The following is a 12680-nucleotide window of genomic DNA, read 5'->3' on the forward strand; positions in this document are numbered from 1 at the left end:
GTTAACGACGTGACATTGCCGCCGCCGCGCTTACCAGTTCCGGACGCGCTTCACTGGGAAGCGCATTCTGATTGGCAGCGACTACGCGGAATTGCGATAGCGCTTCATTCAGCTGTTCCGACATATGCACCAGTTGTTCTACAGTGCGCGAAGTCTGCCGCGCGCCCTGCGAAGTCTGGCGGGTGATGTTAGAGATAATCTGCATTGCGTTGGCCACGCCTTCCGTACCACGCACTTGCTGTTTTGAGGCCAGAGAGATTTCCTGCACCAGCTCAGCCGACTGGCGCACAACGGTTGAAATTGCGTCCAACGCTCGTCCTGCCTGATCAGCCAGCTTGGCGCCGATTTCCACTTCCTTCGTGCCTTCTTCCATCACGATGACTGCATCATTCGTCTCCGCCTGGATGGCTTTGATCAGTGCGGCAATGTCTTTCGTCGCAGCGCGTGAGTGTTCTGCCAGCTTGCGCACTTCGTCGGCAACCACGGCAAATCCGCGTCCTGCTTCACCGGCGCGGGCCGCTTCGATGGCTGCATTCAGTGCCAGCAGGTTGGTCTGTTCAGTAATGTCATTAATCACGTTGACGATTTCGGAAATTTCCAGCGAGCGGTCGCCCAGCGCCTTAATGCGCTTAGCGGTTGCCTGCACAGAAGACCGAATGCGCTGCATGCCTTCCAGCGTGTCTCGCACGGAGCGGTTGCCCTGTTCGGCGGCGTCCAGTGCACGGCGTGCCGCTTCAGCACTGGCTTCAGCGTTGTTCGATACCTGTTTCATCGAAACTGTAAGCTGTTCCACGGCCGATGAAGTGTTGGTAATTTCCTGGTCCTGCTGAATTGCGCCGGTGGACATCTCTTCCGACGCGATCAGGATTTCATTGGCGCTCGATTGCACGTCAATGGCGGCCTTGCGCACGCGCTCCAGCACTTTGGCAAAGTTATCGAGCATGTAGTTGACGGAGTCCACCACGTTGCCCAGCGCGTCATTGCTCACGCGGCCGCGCAGCGTCAGGTCGCCTCGGGCAATCTGGCTTACGATGGTCAGGAACTCGGTCACGCTCTTCTGCAGATTTTCCTGCGCTTCCTGGTTGAAGACGGCGCGGGACGAGTTCTCCGCGGCACGGTTCAGTTGTTCGGCGATAAAGCCGAAATCATCCGCCGAATCAACCGTGGCGCGCGAGCGGTAGTCACCCTGAGCAAAGCGCTCGGCAAAATCCGAGAGCCGCTTCACCGGAATCAGCACGCGGTTGCCGATCGTAATAAAGGTCAACAGGCCGGCGCCGGCGGCGATGACGAACGCAAACAACAGCTTCAAGCCGGAGCCCTGCCCCAGACCGCCAAAGTCGGTGATCGGGAGTTTGCCTTGCTCGCCGGCGCTGTATGCCAGCCATAAGACCACAAACAGCGCGACCACGTCGCCAATCACCATCGCCCATAGGGCCGAATTCAAACGACCTTTCATAACTATTACTCCTGTCGCTCCGCTCCAAACCGCCACAGAGCTTTCATAAACTGGCTATACTTCAGCACTTGCTACCGGCCGCTCGGCGCGTGGTCGGCCTCGCGGCTTTTTTATTCCTGTCTTTGCGCTCCCAAACGCCGCAGAGTGCTCAACTAATCTCTTGCAATTTCAAATCACTGGGACGGGGAACGTCTCAGTCAATTTCTTCAAATTCAGTGCCAACGCCATGCGGTCTTCATGCCGCAACATGCCGCAACAGTGCGGCATCTCACTAGGCGCTTCCTCCACCAGCAGTGGCTCAGAGGTGCTGCAAGTGCCAATCACCTCGTCTGCCGCAATCCCGATCCGCAGATCGTCGTTATCGCCTTCGCCCTTGAGACTGGCCACCACCACATGCTTGGGGTGCAGGTCTGGACGACGGCCTTCCGTCAACGCGATATCCACAACAGGCACTATCGAACCACGTAGGTTGAAGATGCCCATTAAGAATGCCGGTGCCAGCGGGACTTTGGTCAGATTGGGCCATTCCACGACTTCCTCCACATCGAGCACGGAAAAGCAGAAGCGCTCGCGTCCAGCGCGGAACAGGCAATACTGCCGTTCCGGCTCCGCCTGGGGCAGCAGTTCAAGCTGCTCGGCTTCCGGAGAAAGTGGTTCGAGTTGTTGCTGTTCTTCTGGCATTCGCCTTTTCTGAAGTCCCGAACCCGCGCTGTTTCCGGGACCACTATCGCCTTACGATCTGCCTTACGTTTACCAATTCCCTGCTTCAGACCCTATGTTCCTTCTTGGCTATAGGGTTCCCTCGCTCCGCTCGGGATTTCACATAAGGGGTTCGAGTTGTTGTTGTTCTTCTGCCATTTACTTCCCTACTAATCCGCGCACAGTCCCCAAAAGCTCTTCATTCGTAAACGGCTTCACCACGTAGCCGTCCGCGCCCTGCTGCTTGGCCCAGAACTTGTCACTCTCAGTGTTCTTGGAACTCACCATGATCACTGGAATGCGCGAATAGTCAGCGTTGCCTTTCAGTTCGCGGCACGCCTGGAAGCCATTGCGCTGTGGCATAACCACGTCCATCAAGATCAAGTTAGGACGCTCGATGTCGATCATCTGTTCCAGGCGCATAGGATCATGAACTGAAACCGACATGTATCCGGCCCGATCCAGGACGGACTGCATGAGCCTGACCTCGGCCGGTGAATCATCGACTATCAGAATCTTGGTCAAAACGAACGAACCCCTGCCCTTGGTATCCATTAAAAGTATTGCAATTGCGCAGCCAAGTTGCGGCGGCAGGAAAGGAATCCCAGAACGACATCAAGCTGCTTTTTATCAATAGCTTGAAAAGAACCACGACCAGCGGTGATGGATGGCAGTAAGTCCCTGAGACGGTGGCTTTTGTCTCATGCTGAGACAAAATCTCAGGGATGCCGCAACAAAAAGGGTTGCTGCTACCCCGCCTTTTCGCATTCGGCGATCAATGACAAAAGGCGTTTGCTAGTCGCCGCGAGGTTCACGGCAGCATCAATGTTCTTGGCTTCTTTTGCGGCTTCTACGTGTTGCTTCATTTCTTCAACCTGGGCGCGGGCAATGTCCATGGCTGCAGCCAGATCAGTGGGCTCATTCTTTTTGTGGCGATCTACACAGACATGGAGAATGGTGCGTGCCGCCACTGTGCGTTGCAATGCCTTGGAGGTTTCATCCTCCTGCACAAAGGCCTGCGCTTCCCATGTTGCGATTAACAGCTTGCATCCTCCCAGGACTATTGGGGAAACAGCAGGGACATTTTTTGCCGGCACCGACTTTAACTGCTCCGCGATATCGGTAACGCAGCGGGTCAGGTAATTTTCTTCATCGGCCTGCTCTTCCGCACTGGTCTCGGACGTTTCAGTGCCGCTGTGCGCAGGCCGGGATATCAGGTCCAGAGGATCAGCTTCAGCCGCGGCAACCGGCTGCTTTTCCTGGGCGACCGCCACTGCCACAGGCTGATTGTCAGGCTGTTTCGCAGGCGCAGGCGCCGCCGCAACGGGCTCTTGGATCTGCACGGTCGGTTGGGACACATTGGACGACGCTTCAGGCACAGAGACTTGCGCTTTGCCCCCGGCGGTCTCCAAAGTGTGCTGCAAACAGTGGCGCAGCAGAATCAATTGTAGAAATGACGATCCGCCGGAATACGGCGCACGGAAAGGCGTCTTCCATTGGTGGACAACGTGCCGGACCTGTTCAAGCGATTCACTTTCAGTCAAGCCAGCATCGCGGCAATCCACGGTCGCGAATCCCATCCGTTCCAGTTCATTGACTGACTCACGAATGGCATGGAGATCAAGATGCATGGCGCGGAAAAAAGCGCGTCGAGCCAGGAAATTGAAGCGCGTGAAAGCCACCAGAAAACCGGGCTCAAAATAGTCGTCGCCCACGGCCAGCTTCAACTCGCGGACTTCCTGCAGCGCGCCGGAGTTCTGCAGCTCTTCCAGGCTGTTGGACTCGTTCAGCTTGCGCAGCTTGGAGTCGAGACTGGAAGCCCAGTCAGGAAAAGTTTGAGGCGTTTTCCCCATGGCTGGCTCCAACACACGGGCCACTTCATCCAGTGCTGTTTCGGCCAGGCCATGCGGCGCGCAATGTGCGAAGTACTGCACCAGCAAAAAATCAACCTTGTCTTTATCCGCTTCAGTCTTCTGTTTCTTGTCCAGATGGCGGGCGATCAGGTAGCGCAGGTTTTCTTCATTCTGCAGGCTGGTGCTTTGCAGCAGCTGCCGCAACTGCCAGACTTGCACATGGCCGTCAATCTGGTCGAACCATTGCAGCACGCGCTCACGCGCATGCGCGTCAGAGCTATCGGCGGCATGTTCCAGTTCAGGGCATGTAGGAATGTCGAGCTCAAAAGTGCGGTCCAGTTCAATATAGACAGCGTACAGCCGGCGCGCGATGCGCCAGAATTCTGCGACTTCATCCTGATTGAGCGTAGCTGTTGTTGTCATCATTTTTGCTAAACGGCTGAACTTTTCGCTTTTATCGAGCAATCTTCCGCTCCGGAATGGTCGTTCGGCGCGTCTTGGGTATCAGCCTTAATGATCCAATTCGGAACTTCTTCTAAAAATTTGACGGCAATGGCCATTTTGTCATGGTAGAGATGCATAGCTATGACCTTGGCCACAATGTCGAGCGAACCATCCGCGTTTCTTACTCGCACAATATCTTCAAAATCCAGGGTCAGACCGGAAACAAAAAGGACTTCATCGGACGTACCAAACTCAATCATGGTCTGTTCAGAAGATGTAGCCTTGCCCGAACGTCCCTGGCAAACTCTTACGGGAATACGTACCTGCATTACCCCAGGGAAAAACCTTGCCAGCTCTTCGACACACTCCGCCGGCTCGATTGGCTCTTGACCCTCCAATACCGCTTTTTCCATGAACTGGAACTCTTTTCCTTTGGCAAAACTTAGCTAAAACACTTAGAGCAAGACCCCGGCCAAACCTTAATAGCACTAACCTGTTGATTCCAAGATGCAAAGTGTTTCATTCTCTGGCCCAATGAGGAAAAGTGTCTCAGGATGAAACAATGTCTCACACCTTTTGTCTCATGACGACGCCGATGCCGCCTTGGCCCCAGGACCAATGTTGTAGCGCTTAAGTTTCCGGTACAAAGTTGCGCGGCTGATCCCGAGCATCTGTCTCGCACGCGCCTTATCGCCATTCACTTGCTCAAAAACCCGTTGAATCGTTTCACGCTCCAGTTCCTCCAGATCGGTATTTGAAGATGGAGCCGGTTCATATTCGAGATCCATTTCGTCCCCGGAAGAGATCCATTCCTTTTGCTTGCGCACTGCCGGAGGCAGATCAGATACCTCGATCATTTCCTGATCGCCGAGCGCTACGGCACGCTCAATGCAGTTTTCCAGTTCGCGCACGTTGCCCGGCCAGTCATACTGAAACATCGCCTCCATGGCCGCAGGAGAAATCGTGATGGTTTTGCCGGGAGCAAAGCGGTCCAAAAAATAGTGGACCAGGGACACAACGTCAGAGCGTCTTTCCCGCAATGGCGGTAGATTCAGCGTCACCACATTCAGGCGGAAATAAAGGTCCTTGCGGAAGGTGCCCTCTTTTTGCGCAGCTTCCAGATCACGATTGGTAGCGGCGATCACTCGCACATCGACTTTGAATTTCTGATTGCTGCCGACTGGCCGCACTTCTTTTTCCTGCAACACGCGCAGCAATTTGGCTTGTAATTCCGGAGATAATTCGCCAATCTCGTCCAAAAAAATAGTCCCGCCATTGGCCGTCTGGAACAGCCCTTCCTTGGAGCGCATGGCGCCGGTAAACGCGCCTTTCTCATAGCCGAACAATTCGCTTTCGATCAGCGTGGGCACCAGAGAGCCGCAATCCACAGCCACAAAAGGCCGCTTGGAAAGCAGACCGCGATAGTGAATGGCCCGCGCCACTAACTCTTTGCCTGTTCCGCTTTCACCGGTGATCAACACAGGCGTGCGCGTATCTTTCAGGCGGGCAATCATTCGCAGCACTTCCTGGATTTTGTGTGAAGAGCCAACAATGCCGCTGAGTTCCATCTCGGCATTTACACGGTCGCGCAGGAACTGATTTTCCGCAACCAGGTTCACCTTTTCCGCCATGCGTTGCAACAGCAGCTTAAGTTCTTCAACGCGAAAGGGCTTGGTGATGTAGTCATAAGCGCCAAGCTTCATGGCCTGCACCGCGGTCTCAATGGAGCCGTGGCCGGTCATGATCGCCACTTCCGTTCGCGGCAGCAACTGCTTTACGCGCGGCAAAAATTCCAGGCCGCTCATGTTCGGCATCATCAGGTCGGTGAGGATGATATCGGGGGAACCGTTTTCCAGTTGAGACAGGGCGGCTTCCGCGCTTTCGGCTTCCACGCAACTGAAGCCGACGGAGGTACCCACGGTCATGCAGAGCTTGCGAATGCTCGGATGATCGTCCACGATCATGAAACGGACTTTGGCGTCACTGGTCATTCCGCTTTGCCGAAAATCCTTTCCACAATATTGATCAGTTCCTGCACTCGAAAAGGCTTTTCAATATAAGGCACGCCAGTGCTCTGCAATGCCTTCATGGTGTTCTCATTCACGGTATCGCCGGTAATAAAAAGCATGCGGTCTTTGAGTTCCGGCCGATGTAGCACGATCCATGAATGCACGTCCGCGCCGCTGGCTCCGCCGGGCGTGCGCATATCGGAAATAATTCCGCCAAATCTGCCGGTTTCCAGAGTGCGAATGCCTTCCGCCGCGGAGTTGGCCGTGCTGCAGGCATAGCCATTGCGCTCCAGTGCCGTGCGGATGAACTCCATCACGGAGCGCTCATCTTCAATAAGCAGCAAAGGCAACCGTGCGAGCGTTGCAGCGCCGGAGTTCATTGCTTGGCTCCCGCGGTAACGACCAGCTTCAAATCGGTCCTGGTTCGAACAGGCAGACGCACACTGAAGGTGGCTCCTTGCGTCTCCTGGTTGTTGGCGCAAAGAATCTCTCCTTCATGCTCACGCACGATTCCATAGCAGATGCTCAAGCCCAGGCCGGTTCCCTGTCCGACTTCTTTGGTTGTAAAGAATGGATCAAAGATGCGCTCCGGATACTGGATACCTTCGCCGTTATCGCGGAACAGGACCTCGACCCAGCCGCCATCCTGAATCGTCTCGATCTCGATCAGGCCTGGCCGACCGGCAGATTGCACAGCGTCATAAGCGTTGTTCAGGATATTGAGAAACACCTGCTGCAGCTGATGGGAATCGCCGATCAGATCAGGCAGGCGCGAATCGAACTTCTCCACGATCTGCACGCCGTGGTTAGCGAAGTCATAAGAACGCAGCGCGATTGTCTTGCGGAGAATATTATTGATCTGTAACGGCTGGCGTTGCGGCGGGCGCTGGCGGGCAAAGCTCAGCAGATTCTGCACAATCTCTTTAGTGCGTTGCGCTTCTTCCAGAATCACTTGCAGGTCTTTGCGCGCGCTGCCGGGAACATCAGGATTTTCCATGAGCAGATCAGAGAATCCCATGATGGCCGTAAGAGGATTGTTGACCTCATGCGCAACGCCGGAAACAAGCTGGCCGACGGCCGCCATTTTTTCCGTGTGCATCAGCTTGGCCTGAATCATGGAAGTGTCAGTGATATCGGTCATCAAGACGACAACGCTGCTGACTTCGCCGCGGTCATCGCGCATTGGACTCAGGTTTACGGAAAACTTGCCTTGCGTGCCGTTGCCGCGCGTGATCATCAGTTCCAGATTGTCTGATTGCAAACCGTGCAGGCTGGCGTCAAAGGCTTCAGCAAAAGCCTTCTTGTGAGAATGCGAGATGATGCGGTCCAGGCGGTGCCCGACCAACTCATTTTGGTCAAAGCCACCGCCTTCATACACGCGCTGGTTGGCGTAGCTGATTAAACCGGCGGTATCAGCCACCATGATCATGGTTTGTGTGTTGTTCAGGATCTTGCTGGTAAAGTCGCGCTCGCGCTGCAATTGCGCCTGGAAGTTTTTCACTTCAGTGATATCAAGGAAGACGCCGCGGTACTGCATGATCTTGCCCTGGCCGTCTTTTACAACGAAAGCATTTTCCAGCGCATGAATCATGCTGCCGTCACGGCGGGTTAGCGTTACTTCAAAGTTGCGAATCGCGCCTCTGTGGTGCAATTGGCGGGTGATTTCTTCGCGCTGCTCGGCTGAGACATATACCTGGCTCTGAAGATCGAGCTTCAGCACTTCTTCACGCGTCTGGTAGCCAAGCATGCGGACCAGAGCGTCATTTACCTCGATAAAATGGCCTTCCGGCGAGGCAAAGAAAACGCCTTCCTGAACGTTATCAAACAACTCACGATAGCGCTGCTCAGCTTCGCGGCGGTCGGTAATGTCCTTGAGCACATGAACAGTCTGGAGGCCTTCATCAAGCGCGCCATGGATGCGCGAACTTGAGACAAGGTATGTACGTTCCAGCACAGGATGCAGGTATTCGTCAGACTCGTTTTCCGCGCGGCAGAAAGGACAGGGCTGCGGCGAATCGGAAGCAATCGAGACCAGGGCGCGCATGCTCAGGCCAATCAACTCAGCAGGGCGCACGCCGATGAACTCGGATAAAGATCGATTCACGCGCAGGACTTCAAAATGTTCGTCGTGCACCACAATGAAGTCTGAGATCGAATCAAAAATTTCCGCCCATTGGCGGCTGGACTGCGTGATCCTGGTGAACAGTCTGGAATTTTCCAGCGCCACCGACGCGTGAACGATGAGCGCCTGAAGCAGGTTAAGATCGCCGGGCATGAGTTCACGGCTGATATCGGCCAGAGCCAGAATGCCGAGAAGATCGCTTTCAGTTCCTTCCAACCGAACAAGAGTCAGATTCTGCCAGCCGCACGCCGCTATCAGATCCGGGCCAAGCGCCTGAACGCCGCTGCCGGTAATCTTCACGTCAGGATGGCGCTCCGCATATTCAGAAAACGCCGCGTTTAACTTGCGTTGCAGTTCGCGCTCTGGCCGAGGCCCGCAAAAGCCGACGCTCTCCACCTTATTACCCTGGGCCAAAGAGAGGATGGCTGATCGCGCCCCAATCATGCCGGCGACGCGCTCGGTGAAGTTCTTCACAAAATCCGGCAGTCGCAGCGCGGAACCAAGATCCAAGGCCATTTCCATCAAGTCTTCAGTGCGCTTGCGGTGCTGGTCTGAAAGCTGAAGATTGTGGGTCGCTTCCAGCGTCACCGTGATTTCAGCGCCTAAAACACGGGCGCGGCGAACGTCGTCAGCCGAAAAGCGAGTCTTGTCTTTTTTGTCGAGAAATCCCAGCACGCCGAGCTGGCGTCCGTCGCTGGTGAGCAATGGAATCCCGAGGTAGTGTTTCAGGTCAGACTCCCAGCGCCGCAGCTGCGCTTTCTCAATGGACGAAAGCTGGTTAATGTCTTCACTGAGGTGCGGGTTTCTGGAATCCAGCGCGCGCTTGGCGAGCGCAGAAATATCGATGTCAACGCGGCTTGCCGAGCCCTTACTGGCGGCCCAGCGTAGGCGGCACTCGCCTTGATCCACCAGAGCGACAAAAGCGCGTGCGACGCCCAGAAAGTCGGCGGCGCGAACAACAAAAGCCGGGAAAAAACTTTCCAGCCGTGAGCTTCCCAGGTCGGCGGAGATTTCCAGCAGTTGATCGAGCTTCTGTTTTTGCCCGGCATACATGTCGGCCAGCTCGGAATTATCCAGGGCCATGCGGCCAATGTCGCCCATTACGCCGAACGCGGAGATTTCGGCGGGGGTGAAAGCGTTCTTACGAACCATTAGCAAAACGGCAACAGTGCCCGTCGTGAGGATAGGCTGCGCCAGCCCGTGATAAACAGCTTCCGTTTGCGTGAATCGATAAGAGAACTTGAAACTGAGCTGTTGATTTTGGTCGATCGCATGGCTGGCGTAAGAACGGGCGTGCTCCATCAGAGCTTTTGCACTTGCCGGATCGCCTGCCCCGGGGCAAACCGCCGCAGAATGGAAGGTTTCACCCTCTCTCACCATGATTCCTGAGACAACGGCGTGAAAAATGTCTGCGGCTGATTCCGTAATGCGCTGTCGAAGAGCCGGCAAACCACCCATAAAAGAAGAAAGCTTCGCACAGGCCTCAAGCACTCTCTCCATGGGTGCAGGTGCTTTAACTGGGGCTTTGGATTTGACTAGGCTCGCTTTTATCGTCGGTCTCATTCGTCTCAAGGGTTTTATGACGGGGAAGCCTGAAGGTACTCTGGAATCTCATTTTGAGTCAATAAGTAATTGACCTGCCGGAATCACCGCAACAACGTGAGCCAATGACCGGAAAGACCGTCTCACAGTGAGATCGAGGATGATTGCATCACGCCAAATGAGACGCTAAATCATAGAGATTGCTTGGGTTCAGTCCCTGCCCTGCCTAAACCAGCAGCCTGCCGCAACCGCGCGGCCCCGTAAATCATTGATTCTGCTCAGCCCTAAAAACTCCCAGGTACCGAAAGGGCTAGTCCCATGCTTAGGTGGCCATGACATTGCTTTTATTTATCCGCTCATTCCCTGTAAGGGCAGTTGTGTTCCCGGAGCGGGAGTTTTCCAAAGGCGGTTTTGGACTGGGCAGAGGTCGGGAACAAGAAGCAGATATTGCGAAATGAAAAAGAATGAGAGCCGTGAAGCGAAGCGGCCGTAGAGGTTCGGAACATGAATATTAACAAGACAATTGGCGGCAAGCTCTATATGGGCTTTGGCCTGATCATGGCAATCGTGGTCGTTGCGTTCTTTGTGAACTGGCTGGCAGTGCGGCACGAGCAAACGACGAGGACGCTATACAAACAGTCGATCACGATGGTGGAAAGCCTTTCCAAACTGGACAAGGCAAGGAATGAGAACCGTCTTTTTCTGCGAAACTTCCTCCTCAACGGAGACCGCCGCGAAGCGGATGCCCTTGCCCGCGGCCAGAATGAAGTGGAAAACCTGATCAATGAGATCAAGGAGAGCGGCACAGCTTTGGGAGACACCACTCGAGCGAAACAATTGCTGGACCAATTGGCCGACGCTGAACGTGAATGGGGCAGGGTCTTTGCCGCACCGCTGATGGAAAAACGCCGCCAGGTGGATACGGGCAGCGCGACGGTGGCGGAGCTGCAGATCGCCTACCTTCAGGCAACACCCACACCAGAACAGAAACAAAGAGAAGAACAGCCCCTAGTGCAGCTTGCCGGCATGATGAAAAACGCCAACACGGACGCCGAATCGTCGGACAGTCAGGCGGCAACGCTGATCACTTTCGTGACCCTGGGTGGTCTCATGATCGTGATCCTGCTCTCCGCCTCAATCTCATGGCGCGTAGCGAAATCGATTACATCACCTCTTTCACAATTAATCAGTGTGGCCGGGCAGATTGGCAACACCGGCGATCTGGAGCAGAAGGTGGAAATCAGGGGCGAAGATGAAGTCGCCCAGTTGGCCCGCACCTTTAACAACATGGTGCTCTATCTGCGCGAGATGGCAGGCATTTCCGAGGCGATTGCCGGCGGTGATTTATCGGTAGAAATCAATCCGCGTTCATCGCGCGATACGCTGGGCAAGGCTTTCCGCGAAATGACGCTCGGCCTGCGCAACCTGGTAAAGAACGTCCGCGACAGCGCGGCGCAGGTAGCCAGCGGCTCCAATCAGGTGGCCTCGGCGTCTGATGAATCAGCCAAGATCAGCGTGCAGGCGGCCTCAGCCATTGATGAAGTCACCAGCACCATGCATGAAATGAGCATCAATGTGCAGAACATGGTAAAGAGCACGCAGATGCAAGCTTCCAACGTGAGCGAAACTTCCGCTTCCATCGATGAGATGGTGGCCTCAATCCAGCGCGTGGCAGATACGGCCAAAGTGCTGCTGGATATCTCGCAGCGTTCGCGTGACGAAGTGCATAACGGAATCAATACGATGGAAAAAGCAACGGACGGCTTGAGCCGGATCAATGCTTCCATCGGTTCGTCAGCAGAAATTATCTCTGCGCTGGGCCAGCGCGCGGACGATATTGGAAAGATCATTGAAGTCATTGACGACCTGGCTGAGCAGACCAACCTGCTGGCTTTGAACGCTGCCATTGAAGCTGCGCGAGCCGGTGAACACGGCCTGGGCTTTGCCGTTGTAGCCGACGAAGTGCGCAAGCTGGCAGAAAAATCCGCACAGTCCACGCGAGAGATTTCTGAATTGATCCAGAGCATTCAGAAGGAAGCGCGCAAGGCGGTGGACAACATGGAAAAGAGCACCACCATTGTGAATGAAGGCCTTTCACTTGGCGGCGACCTGAGCGGCGCGCTGAAGAAGATTTCCAGCGTTGTCTCCGAAGTCTACAAGTTCGCGCAGGAGATTGGCGCGGCGACCAATGAGCAATCGCACGGTTCATCGCAGATTGCCAAGGCCACCACGCGGCTGAATGAAATCACTCATGAAATCAACTCTTCAGTGGAAGAACAGGCCTCGGGGGCGCAAGCCGTAGTCCGCGCCATGGAAAAAATGCGCGAGCTGGTACAGCGGTCTTCTTCCGGATCAACGGAGCTGGCGGCTTCAGCGGAGCAGATGTCAAAGATGTCACGCTCCATGCTGGAGGCGATGGACCGCTTTGTCCTGGAAAACATGGTGGCACGCGATGCGCGGGCTGGGCAGCGCCGGAACGAAGAGCAATCGGGCCGCGGCACGCCAACACCACAATATGCAACCGCGACCGCGGGCGGAAGCTACAACTAAGCCGA

9 protein-coding genes are annotated in these 12680 nt (G+C 55.2%); 1 reads left to right on the forward strand and 8 read right to left on the reverse strand.

All coding sequences use genetic code 11. The features are described from left to right. Position 1: 1 nt before the first annotated feature. From LAO76_02625 to LAO76_02660, 8 genes are all read right to left on the reverse strand, one after another. Entirely contained in the window at positions 2–1456 is a 1455-nt protein-coding gene (locus tag LAO76_02625) for a methyl-accepting chemotaxis protein (GenBank protein MBZ5489808.1), read from the reverse strand. Between the two features lie 168 nt (positions 1457–1624). Then, positions 1625–2137: a chemotaxis protein CheW gene (locus LAO76_02630; protein MBZ5489809.1), complete on the reverse strand. Its 513-nt coding sequence runs from the start codon at positions 2135–2137 to the stop codon at positions 1625–1627. A gap of 177 nt (positions 2138–2314) precedes the next feature. After that, on the reverse strand, positions 2315–2680 hold the full coding sequence (locus LAO76_02635) for a response regulator (GenBank protein ID MBZ5489810.1): 366 nt from the start codon (positions 2678–2680) through the stop codon (positions 2315–2317). A gap of 224 nt (positions 2681–2904) precedes the next feature. Next, positions 2905–4434 carry a hypothetical protein gene (locus LAO76_02640; GenBank protein MBZ5489811.1) on the reverse strand — a complete coding sequence of 510 codons (1530 nt, stop codon included), beginning with the start codon at positions 4432–4434 and terminating at the stop codon, positions 2905–2907. Between the two features lie 5 nt (positions 4435–4439). Beyond that, positions 4440–4865, reverse strand: coding sequence for a hypothetical protein (locus LAO76_02645; GenBank protein ID MBZ5489812.1), 426 nt, complete (start codon positions 4863–4865; stop codon positions 4440–4442). Positions 4866–5033: 168 nt separating this feature from the next. Then, positions 5034–6443 carry a sigma-54 dependent transcriptional regulator gene (locus LAO76_02650; protein ID MBZ5489813.1) on the reverse strand — a complete coding sequence of 470 codons (1410 nt, stop codon included), beginning with the start codon at positions 6441–6443 and terminating at the stop codon, positions 5034–5036. Further along, positions 6440–6841, reverse strand: a complete 402-nt coding sequence (locus LAO76_02655) for a response regulator (GenBank protein MBZ5489814.1) — start codon at positions 6839–6841, stop codon at positions 6440–6442. Before LAO76_02655 ends, LAO76_02650 begins: the two co-directional genes overlap by 4 nt. Further along, complete coding sequence (locus LAO76_02660) at positions 6838–10083, reverse strand: PAS domain S-box protein (protein ID MBZ5489815.1); 3246 nt, start codon at positions 10081–10083, stop codon at positions 6838–6840. The genes LAO76_02655 and LAO76_02660 overlap by 4 nt, the downstream gene beginning before the upstream one ends. Before the next feature lie 546 nt (positions 10084–10629). On the opposite strand from LAO76_02660, the gene LAO76_02665 reads away from it, so the two are divergent. Then, positions 10630–12675, forward strand: a complete 2046-nt coding sequence (locus LAO76_02665) for a HAMP domain-containing protein (protein MBZ5489816.1) — start codon at positions 10630–10632, stop codon at positions 12673–12675. Positions 12676–12680: the final 5 nt, after the last annotated feature.

The organism is Terriglobia bacterium (genome assembly GCA_020072645.1).
Lineage (GTDB): Bacteria > Acidobacteriota > Terriglobia > Terriglobales > Acidobacteriaceae > Angelobacter.